The 23,451-nt window shown below is 47.2% G+C and carries 23 protein-coding genes; 11 read left to right on the top strand and 12 right to left on the bottom strand.

Translation table 11 applies throughout. The annotated features are described in order from the left end of the window. Positions 1 to 21 precede the first annotated feature (21 nt). A complete protein-coding gene (gene rdgC / locus MHM95_RS12835) occupies positions 22 to 930 on the bottom strand; it encodes a recombination-associated protein RdgC (protein ID WP_239385477.1) in 909 nt (302 codons plus the stop codon). A 66-nt stretch (positions 931 to 996) separates the two neighbouring features. Further along, positions 997 to 2,757 carry a HAMP domain-containing sensor histidine kinase gene (locus MHM95_RS12830; protein ID WP_045979303.1) on the bottom strand — a complete coding sequence of 587 codons (1,761 nt, stop codon included), beginning with the start codon at positions 2,755 to 2,757 and terminating at the stop codon, positions 997 to 999. A 236-nt stretch (positions 2,758 to 2,993) separates the two neighbouring features. On the opposite strand from MHM95_RS12830, the gene MHM95_RS12825 reads away from it, so the two are divergent. The 5 genes from MHM95_RS12825 (at position 2,994) to ung (ending at position 9,001) form a co-directional block, all read left to right on the top strand. Further along, entirely contained in the window at positions 2,994 to 3,359 is a 366-nt protein-coding gene (locus MHM95_RS12825) for a response regulator (RefSeq protein WP_022943428.1), read from the top strand. A gap of 251 nt (positions 3,360 to 3,610) precedes the next feature. Next, positions 3,611 to 6,028 carry a bifunctional aspartate kinase/homoserine dehydrogenase I gene (gene thrA, locus MHM95_RS12820; protein WP_239385475.1) on the top strand — a complete coding sequence of 806 codons (2,418 nt, stop codon included), beginning with the start codon at positions 3,611 to 3,613 and terminating at the stop codon, positions 6,026 to 6,028. A 9-nt stretch (positions 6,029 to 6,037) separates the two neighbouring features. After that, positions 6,038 to 6,979, top strand: a complete 942-nt coding sequence (gene thrB, locus MHM95_RS12815; RefSeq protein WP_239385474.1) for a homoserine kinase — start codon at positions 6,038 to 6,040, stop codon at positions 6,977 to 6,979. After that, the gene (gene thrC / locus MHM95_RS12810; protein WP_239385473.1) at positions 6,979 to 8,262 is read left to right on the top strand and encodes a threonine synthase; all 1,284 of its coding nucleotides are present in this window, start codon (positions 6,979 to 6,981) and stop codon (positions 8,260 to 8,262) included. Before thrB ends, thrC begins: the two co-directional genes overlap by 1 nt. 67 nt (positions 8,263 to 8,329) lie before the next feature. Further along, the gene (ung, locus tag MHM95_RS12805; RefSeq protein ID WP_053909731.1) at positions 8,330 to 9,001 is read left to right on the top strand and encodes a uracil-DNA glycosylase; all 672 of its coding nucleotides are present in this window, start codon (positions 8,330 to 8,332) and stop codon (positions 8,999 to 9,001) included. Positions 9,002 to 9,046: 45 nt separating this feature from the next. On the opposite strand, the gene MHM95_RS12800 is transcribed toward ung, so the two are convergent. Both MHM95_RS12800 and tal read right to left on the bottom strand, forming a co-directional pair. Beyond that, the gene (locus MHM95_RS12800; protein ID WP_022943433.1) at positions 9,047 to 9,232 is read right to left on the bottom strand and encodes a DUF3545 family protein; all 186 of its coding nucleotides are present in this window, start codon (positions 9,230 to 9,232) and stop codon (positions 9,047 to 9,049) included. A gap of 152 nt (positions 9,233 to 9,384) precedes the next feature. Next, the gene (gene tal, locus MHM95_RS12795) at positions 9,385 to 10,335 is read right to left on the bottom strand and encodes a transaldolase (protein ID WP_239385472.1); all 951 of its coding nucleotides are present in this window, start codon (positions 10,333 to 10,335) and stop codon (positions 9,385 to 9,387) included. A 282-nt stretch (positions 10,336 to 10,617) separates the two neighbouring features. On the opposite strand from tal, the gene yaaA reads away from it, so the two are divergent. Together yaaA and MHM95_RS12785 are read left to right on the top strand one after the other, a co-directional pair. Continuing rightward, entirely contained in the window at positions 10,618 to 11,397 is a 780-nt protein-coding gene (yaaA, locus tag MHM95_RS12790) for a peroxide stress protein YaaA (RefSeq protein ID WP_022943435.1), read from the top strand. A 141-nt stretch (positions 11,398 to 11,538) separates the two neighbouring features. Beyond that, entirely contained in the window at positions 11,539 to 12,501 is a 963-nt protein-coding gene (locus tag MHM95_RS12785; RefSeq protein ID WP_239385471.1) for a mechanosensitive ion channel, read from the top strand. 129 nt (positions 12,502 to 12,630) lie between these two features. Here the strand turns inward: MHM95_RS12785 and MHM95_RS12780 are convergent, their stop codons facing one another. The 5 genes from MHM95_RS12780 to MHM95_RS12760 all read right to left on the bottom strand — a co-directional run bounded on the left by MHM95_RS12780 (position 12,631) and on the right by MHM95_RS12760 (position 15,791). Further along, positions 12,631 to 13,275, bottom strand: coding sequence for a response regulator transcription factor (locus tag MHM95_RS12780; RefSeq protein ID WP_171041767.1), 645 nt, complete (start codon positions 13,273 to 13,275; stop codon positions 12,631 to 12,633). After that, entirely contained in the window at positions 13,268 to 14,419 is a 1,152-nt protein-coding gene (locus tag MHM95_RS12775; RefSeq protein WP_239385470.1) for a sensor histidine kinase, read from the bottom strand. The genes MHM95_RS12780 and MHM95_RS12775 overlap by 8 nt, the downstream gene beginning before the upstream one ends. Before the next feature lie 18 nt (positions 14,420 to 14,437). Further along, positions 14,438 to 15,106, bottom strand: a complete 669-nt coding sequence (locus tag MHM95_RS12770) for a hypothetical protein (protein ID WP_239385469.1) — start codon at positions 15,104 to 15,106, stop codon at positions 14,438 to 14,440. A gap of 109 nt (positions 15,107 to 15,215) precedes the next feature. Beyond that, a complete protein-coding gene (locus tag MHM95_RS12765) occupies positions 15,216 to 15,449 on the bottom strand; it encodes an EF-hand domain-containing protein (protein WP_022943440.1) in 234 nt (77 codons plus the stop codon). Positions 15,450 to 15,554: 105 nt separating this feature from the next. After that, positions 15,555 to 15,791 (bottom strand): calcium sensor EFh, encoded by a 237-nt coding sequence (locus MHM95_RS12760; protein ID WP_022943441.1) that lies wholly within the window; start codon positions 15,789 to 15,791, stop codon positions 15,555 to 15,557. Between the two features lie 252 nt (positions 15,792 to 16,043). Between MHM95_RS12760 and MHM95_RS12755 the strand changes: the two genes are divergently transcribed. The 4 genes from MHM95_RS12755 to MHM95_RS12740 all read left to right on the top strand — a co-directional run bounded on the left by MHM95_RS12755 (position 16,044) and on the right by MHM95_RS12740 (position 19,961). Next, entirely contained in the window at positions 16,044 to 17,459 is a 1,416-nt protein-coding gene (locus MHM95_RS12755) for a HAMP domain-containing sensor histidine kinase (protein ID WP_138587685.1), read from the top strand. An 11-nt stretch (positions 17,460 to 17,470) separates the two neighbouring features. After that, positions 17,471 to 18,043, top strand: a complete 573-nt coding sequence (locus MHM95_RS12750; RefSeq protein ID WP_022943443.1) for a hypothetical protein — start codon at positions 17,471 to 17,473, stop codon at positions 18,041 to 18,043. Further along, positions 18,033 to 19,385: a sigma 54-interacting transcriptional regulator gene (locus MHM95_RS12745; RefSeq protein ID WP_022943444.1), complete on the top strand. Its 1,353-nt coding sequence runs from the start codon at positions 18,033 to 18,035 to the stop codon at positions 19,383 to 19,385. The genes MHM95_RS12750 and MHM95_RS12745 overlap by 11 nt, the downstream gene beginning before the upstream one ends. Positions 19,386 to 19,460: 75 nt before the next feature. Further along, positions 19,461 to 19,961, top strand: a complete 501-nt coding sequence (locus MHM95_RS12740; RefSeq protein ID WP_022943445.1) for a DUF1543 domain-containing protein — start codon at positions 19,461 to 19,463, stop codon at positions 19,959 to 19,961. Between the two features lie 8 nt (positions 19,962 to 19,969). Here the strand turns inward: MHM95_RS12740 and MHM95_RS12735 are convergent, their stop codons facing one another. The 3 genes from MHM95_RS12735 to pdsR form a co-directional block, all read right to left on the bottom strand. After that, a complete protein-coding gene (locus tag MHM95_RS12735) occupies positions 19,970 to 20,191 on the bottom strand; it encodes a hypothetical protein (RefSeq protein WP_045979315.1) in 222 nt (73 codons plus the stop codon). Between the two features lie 229 nt (positions 20,192 to 20,420). Further along, positions 20,421 to 22,559, bottom strand: a complete 2,139-nt coding sequence (gene pdsS, locus MHM95_RS12730) for a proteobacterial dedicated sortase system histidine kinase (protein ID WP_053909724.1) — start codon at positions 22,557 to 22,559, stop codon at positions 20,421 to 20,423. Then, positions 22,560 to 23,249 carry a proteobacterial dedicated sortase system response regulator gene (pdsR, locus tag MHM95_RS12725; protein ID WP_022943449.1) on the bottom strand — a complete coding sequence of 230 codons (690 nt, stop codon included), beginning with the start codon at positions 23,247 to 23,249 and terminating at the stop codon, positions 22,560 to 22,562. It abuts the gene before it with no gap. Between the last annotated feature and the right edge of the window lie 202 nt (positions 23,250 to 23,451).

Genomic DNA, 23,451 nt, shown 5'->3' with positions numbered 1-23,451 from the left:
TTTTTCAGTTATGCATTGTACTTACAGATCCTCGGCATCGCCTAATTGATTGGTCAATGCATCAAGGAGTTGTTTGATTTCTTCCGAGGCAAGAATAAAGTCTGCGTCAAGCTTTACTGCCATGTCTTCTTTAGGAATATCGGCGTTTTCTTCTTTTAACGTATCGGCATAACTGACGCGTTTAATAGAGCCATCATTTTGCAATAAGAACTTCACTCGTTCTTGATACTCCAGCGCCAGCTTAGTGACCTCTTTGCCATTATCTAAGTGGTTTTTAACCTCATCACTGGATAGGTCATGGCCTTTAAACTTCACTTGTGCCCCATTGTCATCTTGCTCTTGCAACTCGGCGTCTAAGCCAATCGCGAAGCCTTCTGGAGCGTTGAATTCCTTCAACCACGACGTTAAAAATAAGCCAAGATCATAATTTGCAAACGCTGGCACAACAGGCAATGTCCCTAGTGACTTACGCAATAACGCAAGTAACTCTTCTGCTTTATTAAAGCTGGCACTATTGATCACAACCCAGCCATTTTCCATATCGATAAAAGCAAATTGGAGGCTAGACTTCTTAAATGCTTGCGGCAGCAAAGAATGCAAAATGTTTTCTTTTAGCTCATCTTTTTCTTTTTTGCTAACGCGGCGGTTTTCTTCAGCTTCTAAATGATCGATCTTCTCCTGCACCATCTCGTTGACGACCGCAGGGGGCAGTACTTTTTCTTCCCGCTTAGCGCACACTAAAACAGTACTTTGCGAGAAGTGACTGAGCATCTGACCATGTTTGCCAAACGGCTTGGTCCAGCCAAAGGTATGCATGTCTTGGCTGCCACAGGGGCGGAATACGTCTTGCTCTAGGGCTTTTTCAAAATCGTCTTGTTGGTAACTGATGTCTTGCTTAAAGCGATAACAGATAAGGTTGCTAAACCACATAGTTTTACTTCCGTTGAGCTGTGGGCTCGAATTAAATGTGGCGCCATCATAGCAGGAGTCACCTTACTAATTAAACATTTGCATTGGCTTTGGTAGGTCTTTTGGAATAGTAATTCGATATTGCAAACCTTGGCCTGGCTCGCTGCTCACTTCAATCTCACCCCCCAAGGTTTGTTTAACCAAATTGAAGGTGATATGAGTGCCCAGACCACTGCCACCTTGGTCACGTTTGGTGGTAAAGAAGGGGTCAAACAGTTTATCTAGCTGTTCGGCATCAACACCACGACCATTATCACGATAGTTGATATCCACTAGGCCATCATTTTCGCTCACATCAATAGTGATAGTGCCCTTTTCGACACCTTCAAAGCCATGAATGAGTGAGTTCATAATTAGGTTAGTGAAGATTTGGCTAATAGCACCAGCAGGTAAATTGAGCACCAAGTTATCGGGGCAGTTTACATCCACCTGGTGTTGAGTTTTCTTAATTTTTGGGTGCAGTGAGCGAATCACCTCGCCCAAGTATTCTTTAAAGTTTATGGTGCGTACCGCTTCACTGGCCTGATCGACTGCTATTTGTTTAAAGCTGGCAACTAATTCTGAGGCGCGGGCAAGATTCGAAGTGAGCAGTTCAGTACTTTGCTTCGCATCTTTAATAAACTCTTCTAGCGCTTTCGGGGAAAGTGTTTTTTCTTTATAAGCATGCTCAATGGCATCGAGACGCTCTTGTAAGAAGGAGGTTGCGGTAACACCTATTCCCACAGGCGTGTTGATATCATGAGTGATACCCGCGACTAAACCACCCAGCGCTGCCATTTTCTCCGAGCCAAGCAAGCGCTCTTGGGCCAAATTGAGCTCATCGACATAACGCTGCATCTCGCTTTGCTTGGTTAGCAACTCTTGTTCGGTATGACGGCGCAGTTCAATTTCCTCTGTTAAGTTGAGCTTTTGTTTTTCCAGCTCATATTTCTGCTGCTGCAAATCCATCATCGCTTGGCTTAGGTTTGAGGTTTTTCTTGCTACCTCTTGCTCCAGCTGTAAGTTTTGCTGGTCCAGTTTTTCATTGCTTTTCAATAACTCTTTTTGGGTGTGTTCCAGTTTATTGCGATACTCGACTACTTTATTGATCATGTTGTTGAATGACTGCGCCATGACATTCAACTCGTTTTTTTCATTACTATCGAGGTTTATTCTTGTCCCTTCTAAGTCATCTAGCTCGAGGCTTTCAATCTGCTCGGTAAGTTGATTGAGCGGATGGGTGAGGTGTTTACGAAAAGCCAATAAAAACAATAAGATCAAAAACGCGGTTTTGATCATGGCGTTGCCGACCAGAAGATAGATTGACACGATAATACGGCTGACAACTACATCTCGGCTGGAAAAAAGCGTGACATCACCCACTTGGGTGGCGCGCCCGGAAAACTCAAAAATTAACGGAAAGGTGTAACCAAATAATCCGGAGGGAGTATCTTCTATGATAGAAGCATCTTGCACTAATTGTTGTGAGTAGAGCTCGCGAATGTCTAAGGAGCGCCCGAGTTGAGAGATCACTTCGCCGCTGTCATCACGGACAATAATTCCTTCAACCATAGGAATAGCAATTAACCCTTCGGCGATGGTAATACTTTGATCGGTATTTAATTCCCAAATTGCGCGGGTAAGGCTGCCACTAAAGGTCTTTTGCAGTGTTTGTAGTTCATCGCGTATGTAGTTTTTGGTATTCAAGTACTCAGCAAAGACTTGGCCGCAAGTGACAACAAATGTGAGTAAAAAATACACCGACAAAACACTGGTTAGGAGCTTCTTCGACAAACTATTATGCAACATACGAGTACAGAGCCCTTGTATAAACCATGAAAAAGCGATGATAAAAAGTCAATTATCAGCCCTAAATTCGCCATTGGCTTCAAAAACCTAAAGCTAGCCAAGATTCTTGAAAAAATAAATAAAATAATAGCTTAAAGACTGCAGATTAACAAAAATCTGTGGCCTGCGGTGTTAAGATTTGTTTATAGCTATGGTATAACCTACTGATATAAGTTTTACCCTCAAATGGCATAGTAATGGCTTTTCAGGTGTTAGTCTGTGACGATTCCGTAATGGCTCGAAAACAAGCGAGCAAAGCGGTTATGTCTATTTTGCCTTGCGCGGTGACGCACGCTACAGATGGTGAACATGCACTGACGCTAATGAGCGAACAACACTTTGATCTTCTCTGTTTAGACCTCACCATGCCGAAAATTGACGGTATCGGGGTATTACAACAAATGCGCATACGCAAAATAGAAACCTACGTAGTGGTTATTTCTGCCGACGTACAGTCGCAAATGAAGCAGCGCACAGCGCAACTCGGCGCCCTTGGATTCATTAATAAACCGGTAAAAACAGATGCTTTAGCGGATGTTTTGCATAAATTTGGCGTTTACTAATCTTAGTTATATCTAAAAAGCATATTTTTTCTTTTCTTTAGCTGTTGACAGAAATAGTCATTTTCGTGCAGTCTAGAACCATGAACACAAATTACGCAACACTGACCACCATTATTACCACCACCATCCTTAGCGGATAGTGGCATGGGTCGGTGCGCAGAGAAAAAAGGCCTATGCTCACTGAGCATAGGCCTTTTTTTTGGCCTATCGTCACGACCTGGTAAAAAGGTGTTATTGGGAATGAGGAAAACATGCAAGTACTAAAGTTTGGAGGCTCGTCACTGGCCGATGCCAGTTGTTTAAAGCGAGTGAGTGAGATTGTCCGCCAGGAGCTCAAAGAGCAAATGCTGCTGGTATTGTCAGCCCCCGGCGGTATGACGGATACATTGGTGGGATTAGCTGAGAGTGCGGCGACAGGTGTAGATATCCAGTCACAGTGGCAACTGTTTTATGAGCGTGCACATACCTTGAAAGACGAAGTGTGTGAGCAAAATCAGCAGCCTGCAAATTGGCCTGACTTTACGCAGTTAAAACAAAAGCTAGAAGGCGTGGCTTTATTAGGACAGTGCCCGGATTCGGTGTTCGCTTATGTCATTAGCTTTGGTGAGCGCATTAGTGTGGCCTTGATGCAGGTGCTACTCGATGATTTTTGCCCTCATTATATGAGTGCGGAACAAGTTATCCGCTCCAGCGGTGGCTACTTAAACGCTGAAGTTGATCTAGATGTATCAAAACTACAGTTTCGTGAATATTTGCACGCTAACCCCGCAAAAATCTATATTATGCCTGGCTTCACCGGGGCCAATGACGATGCCCAATTGACTACGCTAGGGCGTAATGGCTCCGACTATTCTGCTGCTGTTGCAGCCGCTTGTTTAGAGGCCGATATCTGTCAAATCTGGACCGATGTTGACGGTGTATACAGCGCTGACCCTCGCTATATCAAAGGGGCCACTAAGGTCGATTTTCTGTCTTACAAAGAAGCGATGGAACTCTCTTACTTTGGCGCTAAAGTCTTGCATCCCAAAACCATTGTGCCATGCGCAAAAGCGGGCGTGCCATGTGAGATAAAAAATACCCACAACAGTAAAGAACCCGGCTCATTGATCAGTGATGAAGTCACTGAAAGTGAGCCGGTAAAAGCGATCTCAAGTTTACAAGATTTGGCTATGCTCACGGTGTCAGGGCCGGGCATGAAAGGTAAAGTCGGCATGGCAGCCAAAGTGTTTACTGCGCTAGCAGCCGATAATGTATCTATTGTTCTCATCACCCAGTCCAGCTGTGAGTTCAGCATTAGCTTTTGCGTGCATCAGCAAGATTTAGCCTTGGCGCTGCATGCTCTCGAACAAGCCTTTGAACTTGAGTCAAAAGCGGGGCTTATTGAGCCTGTACAAGTGCAGCGGAATTTGGCAATCGTTACCCTAGTTGGCGATAACATGCGAGCACACAAAGGCTTAGCAGCGAAGTTCTTTGCCTCGCTGGCGCAGGCTCAAGTGAATATCGTTGCCATAGCCCAGGATTCGACAGAGAGTTCAATTTCTGCGGTTGTTGATGGTGAGTTATGTAATGATGCAGTGAAGGTTTGTCATGAAAACTTCTTTACCCATGTGCCTTCTATTGATGTTTTCCTGCTCGGCTGTGGACTTGTTGGCAGCGAGCTGCTAAGCCAAGTGCGTAGGCAACAACAATGGTTGCAACAACGTAATATCAAACTCAAAGTCCGAGGCGTGGCCAACTCCCGACAGATGCTGCTAAACAGTGACGGGATTGATCTAGAAAATTGGCAGCAGCCATTGGCGCAGACCTCACAGCAATTTGATCTAACCTTGCTGGAACAGTTCGTTAAGCAAAACCATCTGATTAACCCGGTGTTAGTGGATTGCAGCTCCTCTGGTGCGCTCGCTGCTCAGTATGCCGATTTCCTTAATGCTGGTTTTCATGTGGTAGCGGCTAATAAAAAGGCCAATACCAGCTCGCAGGCTTACTATCAGCAGCTCAAACTCGCTGCGCAGCGCAACAATCGCCGCTTTTTGTATGAAACCAATGTTGGCGCCGGCTTACCCGTGCTCGATAACCTGCAGTTGTTATTCGGTGCCGGTGATGAGCTTCTGCATTTTAGCGGCATTTTATCGGGATCGTTATCTTATATGTTCGGTGTTATCGGTGATGGCTTAAGCCTGTCACAAGCAACCATCAAAGCTAAAGAAAATGGCTTTACCGAGCCGGACCCTCGTGATGACCTTTCAGGGACTGATGTCGCCCGTAAACTACTTATTATCGCTAGGGAGTCTGGTTTGGCACTTGAGCTGGATGATATTGAAGTGGAGTCGGTATTGCCGTCGGGCTTTGCCGAGGGACTAAGCGTTGATGAGTTTATGGCAAAATTACCACAACTTGATTCAGACTTCGCCGATAAGGTTGCCAGCGCCCAAGCCGAAGGAAAGGTCTTGCGTTATGTTGGCGCAATTGAAGATGGTCATTGTCGTGTTGGTATTGAAGCCGTTGATAGTCGACATGCGTTGTATGACATTCGTGACGGCGAAAATGCCTTAGCTATTTTGAGTCAGTATTATCAGCCCAAGCCTTACGTTATTCGCGGTTATGGTGCAGGAGCCGAAGTGACCGCAGCGGGAGTTTTCGCTGATATTCTGAAAACCTTACCACGTTAGGAGAGGGCCATGATTGAAGTTTATGCGCCGGCCTCGATTGGTAATTTTGCGGTTGGATTTGATGCGCTGGGAGCGGCTATTGCACCCATTGATGGCACTTTGTTGGGCGATGTGGTGCGAATTAGCGCCAGCGCTGAGACAGAATTTGTGTGCTCAGGGCCTTACGCCCATAAATTGCCACAACAGGCAGAGCAAAATTTAGCCTTTATGTGTATGGCGCACTTTCGTGCCACGGTCGCACCAGATATGCCGACAGCGCGTATGGAGTTAGTTAAGAATCTGCCCATTGGTTCAGGTCTGGGATCCAGCGCCTGCTCAGTGGTTGCGGCACTTGCAGCGCTGAATAAATTTGCCGGCACTGAGCTCAGCGAGGATGCGCTCATTGAGCTAATGGCTGATTTTGAAGCTAAGGTCAGCGGCGCTCGTCATTATGACAATATCACGCCGTGTTTGCTTGGTGGTTTGCAGCTCACAGGGGCGCTGATACCCGGTCGTTCACTGACGATCCCCACTCCCAGTAACTGGTATCCAGTGGTCGCGTTTCCCGGTTTCACCCTTAATACCGCTCAGGCTCGAGCAGTGCTGCCGCAGCAAATGAGCTTACACCATGGTATTGAATTTGCTCAGCGTCTCAGTGCATTTTGTACGCTAATGCATCAGCAACAGCATGAGTTAGCGATGGAGCTGATGGTTGATACTGTTGCTGAGCCCTATCGCAGTGAATTGATCAGCGGTTTCAGTGCCGCTAAAAAGGCGGTGCTAGAGTTAGGCGCGAAGGCGGTGAGTATTTCTGGTGCTGGGCCGACGCTTTTTGCACTATGTGACAATATCAATGATGCTAAAAACTGCCAGCAGTGGTTACAGCAGAACTATGTAAATGAACAAGGCTTTAGTCATATTTGTCAGATAGATACGGCAGGTACGCGGGTTTTGAATGAGGGAAAAGAATAATGCGGTTGTATAATTTAAAAGATGATAGCCAGGTGGTGTCTTTTGTTGAGGCGGTAAAAACAGGGTTAGGGCGCAATCAAGGGGTGTTTTTTCCGCAACAGCTAACGCCACTGGATAATATGGATGCCTTATTGGAAATGGATTTTGTCTCGCGCAGCACACAAGTACTGACGCACTTGATTGGCGATGAATTGAGTCCTAATGTGGTCGCTGAAATGGTGCAGGGAGCGTTTACTTTTCCAGCACCTTTGGTTCAAGTTGCCGATAACCTCCATTGTTTAGAGCTTTTTCATGGCCCTACCTTGGCATTTAAAGATTTTGGTGGGCGCTTTATGGCGCAGTGCCTTGCCCAGTTCAGTAACTCAGAAAAGGTCACTATTCTCACAGCCACCAGTGGTGACACTGGCGCTGCAGTAGCCCATGCTTTTTATGGCAAAGAGAACATCGATGTGGTGATCCTGTACCCTGAAGGCAAGATATCAGAGGCGCAGCAAAAGCTGTTTACAACCTTAGGCAATAATATTCACTGTTACAGTGTAAAAGGTTCGTTCGACGATTGTCAGGCCATGGTTAAGCAAGGATTTTTGGATGACGAGCTCAAAACGCGTTTGCGCCTTAATTCTGCGAATTCTATTAATATTAGTCGCTTACTCGCGCAGGTATGTTATTACTTTGAGGCGGTGGCGCAGTTGCCCAAAGCGCAGCGAGACAAAGCGCACATCTCGGTGCCGAGCGGTAACTTTGGTAATGTGTGCGCAGCGATGATAGCGGCGTTGATTGGCTTACCCATTAAAAAACTCTCGGCAACAACAAATCAAAATGACACGGTGCCGCGCTTTATCGCTTCCAAACAATGGCAGCCGCATGAGACTCAAGAATCTCTGTCTAATGCTATGGATGTCAGTCGACCCAATAACTGGCCTCGCGTACAAACGATGTTAGACAGTGGTCGTTTCAGCTATGACGATTTCTTTTCTCATGCAGTGGATGAGGAGCAAACCGCTGTGGCGATGCGTGAATTACAGAGCATGGGCTATCAAGCTGAGCCACACACCGCGATTGCTTATGAAGGGTTAAAAGCGGATTTAGCACCTGAGCATCAGGGGATTTTCCTAGCTACGGCCCATCCAGCTAAGTTTCAAGCCAGCGTGGAGAAGATTTTAAATGTTGAATTAGCGATGCCAAAGGCGCTTAGCGATGCCTTAGCTAAACCTTGCCTTGCTGAGCCGATGAGTGCAGATTATCAACAATTACGGCAAGCGCTGCTGGCGAAATTAGGTTAATTTGGTAAGCTAGCAATATTGATAACAAACGGCCTTTAGGGCCGTTTTTTTAATGGAACCGAGCAGCATGACATCTTGGTCTGATTTATTAGCAGAGCAAAAACAGCAGCCTTACTTTCAACAAACCTTGGATTATGTGCGCCAACGCCGAGAGCAGGGCGTAGCTGTGTATCCGCCTCAAGAACAGGTATTTGAGGCATTTCGCGCCACCGCGTTTGAAGATGTGAAAGTGGTGATACTGGGTCAAGACCCATACCATGGTCCAAACCAAGCGCATGGCTTATGCTTTTCGGTGTTGCCAGGGGTAAAACCGCCGCCGTCATTGGCGAATATGTATAAGGAATTGGCGCAAGATATCGCTGGATTCAGCATCCCTCAACATGGATATTTACAGTCTTGGGCACACCAAGGGGTGTTGCTGCTCAATACCGTATTGACCGTTGAACAAGGGCAAGCACACTCGCATAAGCACCTCGGCTGGGAGCGTTTTACTGACGTGGTCATCGAACAGCTTAACCAACATGGCAAGGGCATTGTGTTTTTGCTTTGGGGCGCACACGCTCAGAAAAAGGGCAAGCACATCGACACGCAAAAGCACCATGTGCTTAAGGCACCTCATCCGTCGCCGCTGTCAGCACATCGCGGTTTTTTTGGCTGTGGTCACTTTTCCAAAGCCAATGAAATCCTTACCAACCAAGGTCAAGCTGCCATTGATTGGACTCTAGCCGAGCAAATATAACGCAATAAAAAAGAGGGCATCTAGGCCCTCTTTTTTATGTTGGTATCAAAAATCTAACTCTTCTAAACCAATGTCATCGCTGAACAAGTCTAGTTCTTGCAGTTCTTTGCGCAGACGTTGCTTATCTTTTAGTGCTTCGATTTCGCGCCATTTACGTTTTTTATTTCGACCGGATGTCTTTTTGGTCTCTGGACCTTCTATTATTTTTATTAGTTCATTCAGACTATCCATGACACTCTCCTGTATAACTAACGCAATCAATCTATACCATAGTTGGTATAAAAATAAAACGAAAATGTTTAACCAAGGTTACAGAAAAGTGATAATTCTATTACGAGCGGAAAGGGCAGAGAAATGGCGGCCTTGTGGGCCGCCGAATGGTGTTAGAGTTGTTTAAAACGAGCCTCTAAATCTTGCTGAGCTTTAGCAAAAGCACGAATTCCCTCGGCGAGCTTTTCAGTCGCCATCGCGTCTTCGTTATGCAACCAGCGGAATTCACTCTCTGTGAGTGCTTCAGGCTTAGGCTGTACATCGTTTGCACCGCTTAACAAGTAATCTGTATTAGCTGGCAACTCGGCTAATTCCTCGAGCAATGCAGGGCTTATGGTGAGGCGATCACAGCCCGTTAAGGCAAGAATTTCACCGGTGTTACGGAAGCTGGCACCCATGACGATAGTGTCGTAGCCGTGGCTTTTGTAAAAGTCATAAATACTGCGCACCGATTGCACGCCTGGGTCTTGCAATGGATCGTTAGGCTTCTCCATCCCGTTAGCAACATGCCAATCGAGAATACGGCCCACAAAAGGTGAAATAAGGTAAACATTGGCATCAGCGCATGCACGGGCTTGGGCGTCACTGAATAACAGCGTAAGGTTGCAGCGAATGCCTTCTTTCTCAAGTTGCTCGGCAGCTTTGATCCCTTCCCATGTCGATGCAATTTTAATTAAAATCTTGTCACGGCTCACGCCTTCTAAATCATACAGCGCGAGTAACTGTGTGGCTTTGGCGATGGTTGCTTGGGTGTCAAATGATAAACGCGCGTCCACTTCGGTGGAGATGTAACCAGGCACAATATCAGCGATTTCTTTACCGATTAATACGGCAAAATAGTCACAGGCTAATTCGAGTTGCTGCTGCGCATCAGTGCTTTGCTCTTTGGCATACTGCCATGCTTTATCTAGATAGGGCTTGTATGCGTCTATCTCACTCGCTTTAAGCAGCAAAGAGGGGTTAGTCGTTGCATCTTGAGGTTGATGTTTACGAATCGCTTCAATATCACCGGTGTCGGCTACAATGGTTGAATGTGCTTTCAACTGTTGCAGTGCTGTAGTCATGTGCTTTCCTCATTCCAAGCATAAAATCTGCTGAGCTTGCCTGTTGCTTGAAAACGCCAGACAAACATACATAGGTTATTTCGTTTATGTTGCACCTAAGTGACAACCAAAGGGAGGTCAATTGTCCGTGCATTGATGTCGCTATTGGCTAGCGCGCATGGAACCGACGCGCACCGTACAAGTGAACTTGCAGGTAGAAAGGTCGATTTTTGAATAAAGCGTGATTTTTGCTTTATTTAATGTTGAAATTGACACTAATTACTAGGCAAGTCAACTGCAATTATGATTACTGTTATATCTCCAGCAAAGAATCTTGATTACGATACGCCTGCGCCAACGCAGGACTACACGCAGCCAGAGCTGCTGAGCCACAGTGAAGAGCTGATCGAGGTGTGTCGCGAGCTTTCGCCGCAGCAGCTTGGCAGCCTCATGAAGATTAGCGATAAGCTAGCGGGGCTCAATGCCGCACGCTTTAGTGAGTGGTCGCAGCCATTTACCCCTGAGAATGCAAAACAAGCGGTGTTTGCATTTAATGGTGATGTTTACACAGGCCTTGATGCATCAAGCTTAGAGGATAAAGCCTTAGCCTATGCGCAGCAGCATCTACGCATTCTCTCCGGTCTTTACGGGGTGTTAAAACCACTGGATCTGATGCAGGCTTATCGCTTAGAAATGGGCACCAAGTTAAATAACCCCCGAGGCACAAATTTATATCAATTTTGGGCAGAGGTTATCGCCAAAAAATTAAATGAAGCCATGGCGCAGGCGGGCACATCCACGCTGGTTAACTTGGCTTCGAATGAATATTTCAAAGCGGTGGACAAAAAAGCACTCGACGGGGCGATTGTTACGCCTGTATTCAAAGACTGTAAGAACGGCCAATACAAGGTCATCAGTTTTTATGCTAAAAAAGCGCGAGGGATGATGGCGCGTTATATTATCGAAAACCAAGTGGACTCGTTATCGGCTTTACAACGTTTCGATAGCGCGGGGTACTATTTCAGCGCTGAAGCGACGAAAAAAGACAACGAACCGGTGTTTTTGCGCGACGAGCAAAGTTAATTCAACATAGGGCTCTGCTGTTCTCTTTGAAGGTGAGGATGAGAGCCCGCAAACCCTTCCCCAGTCATCTTCCCCACTAATATGGCAGCTATCTTGCATCATTTACGCTTTATCTACTTATGCGCATGAATGGAGCATTGCATGTTCGCTAATTTCAATGTCGAAAAAGCACAAAAACTCATTGAAGAAAAACTCGGTGGTTGGCTAGAGACCGCAATCAGTCATATTCCTAACTTAGTGGTGGCGATTGTCATTACTATCGTCTTTGCGCTGTTGGCGCGGGTGCTAGGCTCAATCATTAGCAAAGTATTAAAACGCTCTTTGGACTCCGAGCAGATTGCGGGTTTAATGACCTCTATCGTGAAGATTTTGATTCTCACTCTCGGGGTGTTTATCGCCCTAGATTTCTTAGGGTTAAAAGGCACTGTCACTTCATTGCTCGCGGGTGCGGGGATTGTCGGTTTGGCTATCGGTTTTGCCTTTCAAGATATGACCGAGAACTTGATTGCCGGTGTCGCCATGGGCATTCGTAAACCCTTTAGACCCGGCGATGTAATCGAAAGTGGCGATGTGTTTGGCACCGTAAAATCAATTAATCTGCGCAATACGTTAGTAGAGAACTTTTACGGTCAGTTGATCATTATTCCCAACAAGATTCTGTTTCGCAATATTCTCACTAACTACAACTACCTCGGTACCCGCCGTATCGAAGTGCCGGTCGGTATTTCTTATGGCGATGATATCGAAGCAGCAGAAAAAGCCATTGTCGAGCACATCAATAACCTCGACTTTGTTATTCGTAAAGAGGATACAGCCGTTTACGCCGATGGCTTTGGTGATAGCGCTATCAATCTGCTGGTTTGGTTCTGGATAGCCTACCCAAATGATGATCCAGGTTACATGGAAATCCGCAATCAAGCTTACATTACCGTTAAAAAGGCGCTCGACAGTGTGGATGTGACTATTCCATTTCCTATTCGTACCTTGGATTTTGGTATCAAAGGCGGTGAAAAGCTGGTGCAGATGTTGCCGTCACAGTCACCAGAAGAGGGGGCGCATAAGCAACGAGGTCAGGGTGAAAAACCGGGTGAGGACAGTGAATAGCGACACATGTGCGCGGCTGCTGACTCGGTAAAAGCTGCAAGCGGGTTATAAAATTTTCCCGCTTCTTCTGGTTATTCGCAGTAATTGGGTAGCGCAAGTTGTAATTAGCCTACGCCTTGGTGCCATCGTTTAAATCAGACCCAGCTCGATGCCTCGCAATACAGCGCGGGTACGATCGCGCACCATCAGCTTGGCTAAAATAGCAGAGACCTGATTGCGCACTGTGCCTGCGGATTTATACAGCGCCTCGGCAATCTCGGCGTTAGAGAATCCAGCAGCCACCAAGCGGAGAATTTCCAGCTCACTGAGACTGAGAGTTTCGTATTGGGTAAATTCATACAGCGGGGGATTATTCGGGCGTGAGGCGTGACAGGCAATAGTTTGTGTTACCGCCGGTTGTAACCAGCGTTGTCCCTGGCTGAGCGCGATGATGGCATCGGTGAGCACCGCAAAGGAAATATCTTTACGTAGATAGCCATCAGCACCAAGGCGAATGCTTTTGAGTACCAATTCATGCTCGTCAAAGGTCGAAAGTAGCATGACTGCAACAGGGAGCTTGGCATTGCGGATCTCACGCAATGCGTCAATACCACTGACTGTTGGCATACGCACATCTAACACCAAGACATCGACCGGGTTGGCCGTGAGCCAAGTAACGATATGCTCTGCGTGGTTGCGTTGTGCGCTTACCTGCAAATCAGGATGCAGTGCTAATAAGCTACATAATCCCTCGAGCACCAAATTTTGATCATCTACCACTGCCACTTTAATCACTATCAGCCTCCGCACCTAACGGAAGCGCGATATCCAGGCGCGTGCCGGTCGCTAGCGAAGTCACAGTCAGCTCGCCGTCAAGTTGCATCACACGCTCTTGCATCCCCTTGAGCCCGTTCCCCCATTGATGGTGGCTAATACCCATACCGTCGTCCTCAACGCGCCAAAGTAACCACTGTTGCTGACGCCACAAGGAAATATCACAGCGCGTAGCGTACGCATGTTTGCGCACGTTAGTAAGCGCTTCTTGGGTGGCACGAAACAGCAACTCGGCGATTCGCGCATCACACACTTTGACACGCTCACTGTAATGCAGCTGGGTAACAGGGTGAACAGTATCTGCAATCAAAGTTGTTAGCGCCTGCTTGAGATCAATATTATCGAACGCCCTTAGAGTACTCACCGTATCGCGCGTATGCGCCAGTAAATCAGTGATTATATGTTTGCACTGCGCCAAAGGGGGCTGCGCTGAGTGGCTGAGTTGTTGGGCCAGTTCCAGTTGTAAATTTAACGCCGTTAGGCCATGTCCTAACGAGTCGTGGATGTCTCTAGCGATGCGCAGGCGTTCATCGCGCTTGGCGGTATCTTGCAATAAAACCTGGGTGGCACTGAGTTCTTGGAGTAGGGCCTTATTGCGCTCGTTGGCTCGGCGCTCATCAAGTAAGGCGTAGGATAAGCGCAGAGCAAACAAGTGATAAGCGATGAATAAGAGAGTATTCACGAGGTCGTAGGAAGTGGGCGTGGTGGCAAAATAGGCTAAAGGCATAACCAGTGCCAAAGCTAAGCACACTATTAGCGGTGCCAGATAGACAAGGCTTGCTACATACACCACAGAGAGGATTAAAATGAGACCGCTTTTTATCCAAATCAGTAGTATCAGCAACAGACTAAATTGGACTGTGGCCAATATTTTCTGGGATCGAAAAGTTCTCTGTGGGCCCGTAGTACGCAACAAGTGCAGCATGACAAAACCAGTGAACACAGCAGCGACGAACACATCTGGGTAAGGCAAGTTGAAGCGCAGCACATCCTGTTGATGATGCAGCGAAAAAAATACAAAACCAGCGACGATGGCGCAGGTGAATAGTACTAGAACAGAGCCAGTCCAATTCGCTATAAAGTGGTTACTTTGCCATGCCTTCATGTTGTTGCGTCCATGCGTTTACTGCTCGGTATATAAAGCTGCTAAGCCTTGTTGGTTAGCCACAAGTAAGTATGAGCGATTGAACGAGATAGTACATAGGTCGACATTTTTTTGCGCTATTTTTATGTCGGAATCGCAATCACTGCCATGCACAAAAGCACTTAGCTCACCTGCATCTAGGCTAAAAGAGTGTCCCTTTATGCTAACCTGAATTGGTTCGGCAGCAAAGATACGTAGAGCATAGGCGTTGTCTTGGTTATCTTGTTGCTGCTCTATAAGACTTATGTTTATCTGAGCAGCGTTTTGCCAGGCGACAACGTGGTATGCGTGATCATATTCCACTTCCACTTTCTTTTGCGCTACTGGGCCAAATACGTTTCTTGCTGCAACATAAAGGGAGAGCTTTCTGTTGGCATTACTCTCGTGAGTAATGGCATATTGCTGCGCATCTTTTGCTAGGGTAGCGAGGTAATAATCATCATCTGCCACGTCGCGTTCATCACCGTTAAGTTGGGTGTTGGCGATGTGGTAATCCAGCTCGTAGTCAGTGGCGTTAAGCAGGTAGTAATCATTTTTATAATAATCACTGCCAAAATTAATGGTTTCCAGCTCTTCCTCTAAATCATCCGACGAGCAGGCGCTCAGAAACAGTGCGGCGGTCGTTAACAATAACCAGTGTGACTTCATCGTTTTATCCTTAATGGCAATGGGTGTATGCCCAAGTTTATCCATCAAGGAATGACACGCATGTGTCAAAAGTCATAACTGTATAATGAACTTTTAAAAAGAGGGGTCGTTACTGGCGGGCGTAATTACTGAATTCACGTAGTGACAGCTTGCCATCTTTGTCCTGATCATAGCTGCTAAAGCGTGACCATAACGCGGGTTCTTGAGCGGCTTCTGATTTACTAATGGCACCATCGCGGTTGCGATCGAGTTCTTTAAAGCGCGACTCCACACTCCCAGCGTGGGCAGTGCTCAGAGAACTTAGAGCAATTAATGAGATAAATACAGTGACTATTACTTTCATATGAGTTCCTTGCGCGCGACTACGCACTTATATTGTTAGCCTAACGAATCGATTTTCACACGCCAACCAGAATAAGATTAATGGCTCGATTAGTGCGATTAAGTCCTAACTGGGTGTTAATTGTTGTTGCCTGAACCGAGCAAATTCATCGGCACTGAGTGTGTTATCTCGATTACGGTCGAGATCAGAAAAGACAGGCGCTAAACCATCAAGCTGCTGCGCTTCCAAATACGAAATAGAGTGATTATGATCACTATCCAAATGTTGAAATGAAACCTGGCTTTTTGCAAAAGTGACTGTTATCACCGTGAGAAAAGCAACGAAAACACTTAAACGTCGCACTGCATCCTCCAATTCATAGTGGCTTAATTCAAAAGCAGGTATAACCGATTTATCATGCCTAAGTTATACCCGCGCAGCATTAACAAGAACAATGCCAGTTTTTGTTTTTGTTAAAATTCATAGGGTTAGTACGTTGGTCATGAGGGTAGTTAGGTAAATTTGTTGCCAAATAGCAACAGTTGGCGCGTTAATTTTTGAATTTATATATATTTCAAAGTGTTACGGATTCGCAAATTTGCAACAGGAGGCAAGTTGATAAAACAGTTATGGCGTTGGCGGCCCAATCTATTTGCACAGTTTTTTATTGGCGTAGCCATTCTGTTGGTGCCACTGGCTTTAGTCGTGGTGGTGTTCTTGCAGGCCCTTGATAAGCACATGGTGAATACTCAGCAAATGGTTCTGAGTAGTTATCAAAAAAATGAGCAATTCAATGAATTTAAACAACTTTTCCAGTCTCTAGAGCGTGCAACCCTGCAAAATTGGGTACTGCAAAGTGAGCAGTTAAGTGAAGCGGTAGCACAGCAATGGCAAAAAGCAGATACGATGCTGGATAGCCAAATCAGTGCCGCTGATGTATTCAGTGAACAAAGCCGTTGGCAAGAGCTGTATGCCACCTTTAGCGCTACCCGCGATGAATTACGTAATAGCCAAACGCAAAACGCGCAATTGTTTGTTCCTTTACGCCAGCAGATTAATACCCATGGTCAGTGGCTGCACGAACACACTAAAAAGCAAGTGACGCATGCGCAGCAAGCTCTGGCTGATTTACAACAAAGCTTTATCCATTGGCTGGTGGCCTTGGTGCCTATTGTGTTGCTTTTTGGTGGCGGGTATCTATGGCGTATTAGCAGCCGACTCAGCTACCTTTCACGGGTGATTGGGCGCTTAGGCAAAGGTGATTGGGATGTTGATATTAAGCTCACGGGTGCCAAAGAATTAAGAGAGCTGGGGCAGAAGCTACATTGGATGCAGCAGCAATTACAAGCGTTAGAGCAGCAAAAGGATACGTTCTTACGCCATGTTACCCATGAATTAAAAACCCCCCTGGCATCAATGGTGGAAGGCTGTGATCTGCTTAGCGAGCAAGTCGTTGGGCCCATTAACGAGCAACAGCAGGATGTGCTGGAGCTGATCAGCCAAAGCACCGAACGTCTGAGAGCGATGATTCAAAGTTTGCTCAATTATAATGCTATTCGCTCACGCACCGCCAATCCGCGCCCGTGTGATCTTGCTGACTTAAAACACCAAGTGTTAGAGCATTTTGCTGATCGCCTAGCGTTAGCGCAGCAGAAGGTAAATTGGCAGTGTGATAAAAAACTCGCTATGCTGCGCCTTGATGGCGAATTGGTACAAATGATTTTGGTGCAGCTACTCTCGAACGCCATTAAGTTTTCTCCACCGGGTGCCACCATCACCGTCGCGATTAGTCAAAGTAAGTCTGAGGTTGAATTAAAAGTATGCGACCAAGGGCCTGGAATTTCTAAGGCTGAGCAAGAACGTCTGTTTGACGCTTTCTTCCAAGGCAAAGCGGGCAAGTCTAGTCGCTTGCAGGGCAGTGGGTTAGGTTTGTCGATAGTTAAAGAATGTGTTGACCAACTCAACGGTGATATTAATATTCATTCAGTTTCCCCTAAGGGCAGTTGCTTTACGCTGCATTTCAATCAGTAATGGAGTTCATTATGAATAAGTTTGTCGCCTTGGTGAGCCTTGGTATGATCAGCATGCTAAGTGCCGGCTGTCAGTTGCTAGGGAGCGCAGAACCCAGTGCAACTGTGGTTGAACAACCCAAAGCGCCAACAACAGTGGTGGTCGGTACGCCCAACCCGAAACCGCGTCCAAAACAGCCGCCATCTTACCCGAGCGCACAACAGCTAGTGCAATGGCATGCGCAGCAATGTGGTGGTTTTGCCGCCACGGCGCAGGATAACGATGAAACTTTCATTGCCGAGCCGCAACTGAAACAATTTTTTGCGCGCTTATGCTTACGAGGGCAAACGCAGCCACAAGAAATGTTGGCCGAGCTCGAAGTCGTGAGTGCCCAGTATTACTGGCCTGAATCTAGCGCTCGCTACTTCTGGTTGCTGAAACAGCAACTTATCGCCAATGCGCAGATGCGCCAGGAGTTACAAGCGCAAAAGCAAGAGCAAGCGCAAATGAAAGCGCGCATGCAAAAAACCTTGTCTTCGCTTGCCGCAATAGAGCAACAGCTATTGCAGCGCAGTACCCAGCAGGAGAGTGACAATGAGTACTAAGTCCAAAGTTTTATTAGTGGATGATGATGAAAGCCTACTGAAGTTACTCACCATTCGCCTGTTAGCCAATAACTATGAGGTTAGCACCGCGAATTGTGCTAGTGATGCCTTAAGCGAGCTGCAACAACAGCACTTTGATGTGCTTCTGACCGACTTGCGCATGGATGATATTGATGGCATGCAACTCGCCGAACAAGTGCAGCAACTTTACCCGACCATGCCGGTGGTGATGATGACCGCGCATGGCTCTATTCCCGATGCGGTGAAGGCTACCAAGCAGGGCGTGTTTGCCTTTTTGACTAAACCCATAGATAAAGACGAGCTGATCGATACCCTAGCTAAAGCGGTGCGCCTGCACGGTCACAGCCAAGGTCAGCAAAGTAACCATCATGGTATCGTTACTCGCAGTGCCACCATGCATCACCTGTTAGAGCAGGTGCGAATGGTTGGCGCCGCTGATGTGAATGTGCTGATCTCTGGGGCCAGTGGTACGGGTAAAGAGTTATTGGCCAAAGCGGTGCATGAAAATAGCAATGTCAGTGATGGACCTTTTGTTGCCATCAACTGTGGTGCGGTGCCCGCAGAGTTGTTGGAATCACAGCTGTTTGGTCATAAAAAAGGGGCTTTTACCGGGGCCACAACGGACCATGTGGGGTTATTCTCACAGGCCGAGGGAGGCACCTTGTTTCTCGATGAAATTGGCGATATGCCTTTGAATCTGCAGGTGAAGCTATTGCGGGTGCTGCAAGAGAAAACGATTCGCCCGGTAGGTCATAGTGAAGAAATCCCCGTTAATGTGCGGGTGGTGTCGGCAACCCACAAAGACCTACCCACGGCCATTAGTGAAAATACCTTCCGTGAAGATTTGTATTACCGCTTAAATGTCGTCAATCTGCGCCTGCCGGCGTTAAATGAGCGTCGCGAAGATATCTCGCTGTTGGCACATTACTTTTGTGAGCAAATTGCGGCGCGCCAAGAGCAGGCGGTGAAACGCTTCAGTGACGATGCTATGGACTTGTTACTGCGCCATGATTGGCCCGGTAATATTCGTCAGTTGCAAAATGTGGTGGAGCAAGTTGTGGCGCTCAGCCCCAGCGAGCTTATCAGTGCGAAGCAAGTGGCGCTAGCGCTGCAATGTGAGATGGAGTCGAGTTCACCCATCGCCCTTAATGAAGCGAAAAAGCAATTCGAGCGTGAGTATTTGATCCGCGTTTTGAAAATGGTGGATGGCAATGTCGCTCAAGCCGCTAAACTCGCCAAGCGTAACCGCAGTGACTTTTATAAGTTGATTAAAAAGCACGATATTGACGCTGAGCAGTTCGCGCCATCGGCAAGTAAGTAAGGGCCACTTTAAGGCTCTTACAATCTCAATAACTCATAGATATACTGACTCTTTTAAGACGCATGGAATAATTTAATGCAGTTATTTATGGTGTATTTAGGTGGGCGTGTTCGCGGCTGTCATATTGAAATGCACGACGTACGCTTTGTGGTTGGGGAGTCCATTGACGATACCTACTCAAAACTCAAGGCGCAATGGGTCGGTGACAAGGACAAGGTGCATATGGACTCGTATATGGCTGTTAACGATATTGATGGCTACCACATTGCCATTGCCGACACGCCGCAAAATCGTCCGGAGCGTTTGTATTTTGTGAACTTAGGTGCTTATGAAGCGGATAAAATGGCTGAGCAACATGCCTTCACATTGACCGTTGCACACAGCGCCGAGCAAGCCAAACAGCAAGTCAAACAACGTTATTTAACGCACATGAGCCATCAGCATAAAGATGATCTCCATGAGGTGGATGACTGCTTTGCCTTGGATTTGCTCGATAACCAATACCACATTCACCTAACCCCAAGCGGACGCTCGCAAACAATCAAGCCGGATTGGTTTGGTTATCACGTATTGTAGCGACCTGATTACTCCTCGTCCTGCTCATCTTGTTCTTGTTTGATGGCCATGCGTATCGCAATAATGACTAGCGCAAACAGTGCAAAGGGCAGGGCCGCGAGGGCGTACTCTACGATATGGCTATCTTGATAGTTGGGTTGCAACACAAAGTGACCACCCACACATAAGGCGATAGCAATAAATAAAATAGGCAGTAGGGCAAGTTCTTTTTTAGCGCGGTGTGGTTTCACAAAAATAAGGCACGAGGAGAAGACGTGCCTTATTGTAATGAACCTTCACTGTTAGGTTCAAGGGGTATTGGCTGAGGAGGCGTTGGTTCAGCGTGTTCGCTATTATTAAAGAGCGCAAAAATATACTCAATCTCCTCAGGTTGAAGAAGCTGACCTGTCATACTCATTTGTGCTCCATAATTGCGACGATGGCCTAACTTTAACGCTTTAGGAATGAATAGGTCGTGAATCAATCTTGGATTATTTTAATGGTCAGTGAAAAGACCACGCCACTGCCATCAGCGAGGTTTTCAGCCTTTATTTGTGCCTGATGATAATCGGCAATAAGCCGCGCCACGTACAAGCCTAATCCCAAATGGGGCTGCTGCTGCTTATCTTGCTCGCGGACCGACACCATGGAATCAAAAATATGCTCACCAATATCCGCAGGAAGCGCGGGGCCTTGGTTACTCACTTTAAGTACTGCGTGCTGAGCTTGGCGCTCAAGGGAAACGCCAATCGCGCTGCCCTCGTAAGCAAACTCCAGGGCGTTGTTAATCAGCTTATCTAACAGCTGCGCTAAAAAATCAGCTGAACCTTCCACGGGAATAGCCGCGTCGCTAATGTTGATGTCAAAGTGTGCTTGCGGGTATGCGAATTGATACCCCTGCATACAGCCATGCACCACTTGCTGCAGATCGTAATGTTCTTTTTTTGCCGTTGAGATACTTTGCTCTAAGCGTGTTGCTTCGCTCATGGTGGTGATCAATTTGTTCAGCCGATTAACCCCTTCCTGAGCCCGGGTGAGGTACTTTTGCTGTTGTGGCTCGGTGGCGATCATTTGTAAGTTTTCTAATGAGCTGCGCACCACCGCCACCGGTGTGCGTAATTCATGAGACAGGCGCGAAGACATATTCTCCAGGTAATGGGTGTAGCCGCCCAAGCGATTAACGATGTTGGCGAAGCTGCGGGATAAGTCACCAATTTCGTCACTGTCTTTACTCAGTGTTAAGGTACCGCGAACGCGACCTTGCTCATCAATGGCTTGCTCGGCGCTGTCACGCAGGCGACGAATGCGCGAGGAAATACGAGAAGCGAAGAAAAACAGCGTGATGGTGCCGATAAACATCACCGCCAAAATCACGTTAAATAGCTTTTCCAGTGCTTTGTTGCGCAGCGTACGTACGCCATTGGTGGTCTCTTCTGCGATCACCGCGCCGAGCACTTGGTCGTCACCCCAAATAGGGTAGGCGGCACTGAGAATAACGGCTTTGTTATCCGGTGTCAGGCGCCAGTTGGAGGCCGGCTTGCCTTTTAGCGCGTTGGCTATGTGGCTGCCTTCAAGGGCGGCTACATCGTGCAAGGTATCTAAAAAATCACTGGGCGGGCGGGTGAGAATTTTATAGTACAGTGGGTGTAAAAAGCGCTCTTCGAAACGTTGCCACGCTCCTTGTTGTTCGTTTTCTTGTAACGAGCTTGCCCAGACGCCATCGGCATGTTGAATGGTGCCAGACTGTGCTAATACTCGATGATGTTTATCGACAACCCAAATGCGGCTGCCGCTGTGACCCATGCCTTTAATAATGCGCTTGATCTCAGGCGATGGCAGCAACACGGTGCCAAGGCGGTTGGCATCATGCACATTGGAGGTGGCCATGAGGTGGCGCTGCTGTTGGCCATCGTCCCAATCACTGATAGCAAAGCCCAGTTTGTTACCAAGCATATTTAAGGGCATACGCAGCTCGATGTTATAACCTTGTGCAGTGCGCCGGAAATAGCCCTGAATTTGTGTGTAGGGTTGCAGTGACGGCAGTTCAAAGGCGTTGACCCAGCCATCTTCGCGGGTCGCGACAATGTAATTCGTAAGCTCCCCCTGTGGCGTTTTTATGGCGATTTTTAAGTGGTCGTTGCGACTCACGCCAAGGGCATTTTTGGGGCGGTAACGCACGATGTCATCTCGCACCGCGAACACCGCGTACAGGTAATTACCATACTTGCCGACCATATGACGAAAAGAGAGATCAGCGTTGTCATGCTCTGGGTTGGGGGTACTCAGGTATTGGCCATGATACTGCCACATTAACTCTTGATAGGGCTGCCAATCACCCAATTCGCCATCAAGCCGAATGGCATTATCGATACTGTAGGCGTACAGGTCACGGCCTTTCTCGACCTTGTCGGTAAATTGACTGGCGTTTTCAAACAGGGCTGGGCGTTCGTGTAAGGCTGTGGCCAGAGCTCGGGTGGTGCCCACTAAGGTTTTTTCTTGCCCTTTACGTAGGTACTTTTCCATTTCCCAGACGTATTCGTAGCCAAGCCATGGCAGGACGAATAAAAAGCAAGATAACACAATGACCTTACTGCGCAGGCCGAGGCCAAATCGTGCCATTTACTTCATTTCCCAGCGATAACCCATGCCATAGACGGTGTTGATACAATCAAAGCTAGCATCAATGGCTTGGAATTTTCTGCGAATACGTTTTACGTGCGACGTGATGGTGCTGTCATCGACGTATATTTTCGCATCGCTCATTAACTCATCACGACTTTTTACGTGACCAGGGCGCTTAGCAAGCGAATGTACCATCCAAAACTCGGTTACGGTCAGATCCACGGCTTGGTTTTGCCAAGCAGCGCGCATCCGCTTGAGGTCTAACTCCAAATCGCCTTGCTCTATGGTTTCATTCGCTTGCGGGGGCGTCTCTTGTGCTTCCACGCGGCGAAATAACGCACCAATACGCGCTGCTAAATGGGCCATGCTGATATCTTTGGTAAGGTAATCATCAGCCCCCATACGCAGGCCACAGACTGTATCAATCTCGCTGTCACGGGCAGTTAAAAAAATAATTGGCAAAGTGTGTGAGCGGGCACGCAAACTTTGGCACAGCATAAAGCCACCATCAATCTCATTGCCTAAGCCAATATCGACGATGGCGAGATCTGGTAGTTGCTCAAACAGCGCTCTTTCTGCACTGGGCCTGTCGGCAAACCCTTGTACTTGGTAGCCTTGTCCTTCGAGCATTTCAACGTAGTTATCGCGAATAGCAGCTTCGTCTTCGATAATGGCAATGCGTTTCATAATCCGTGTGCTGAGTTTTTTGTTGTGAGCGCTACTATATCGCGAATTTAGCGCTTTGTGAGCAGTAACAGGCTAATTGCCATAATTCATCATTTTTGTGCTCGCTATGGCCGTCAGTGATTTATGCGAAGGACAAAAATATCCCCAAGGGTGTTTGGCTTATGTTAGCGACAGGCTACAATAGCGGCTTTATATTTCCCAA

This window comes from Pseudoalteromonas sp. CnMc7-15, from assembly GCF_022347925.1.
Taxonomy (GTDB): Bacteria; Pseudomonadota; Gammaproteobacteria; order Enterobacterales; family Alteromonadaceae; genus Pseudoalteromonas; species Pseudoalteromonas ruthenica.
The sequence above is the reverse complement of the archived record's forward strand: the minus strand, read 5'-3'. Positions and strand labels throughout refer to the sequence as shown.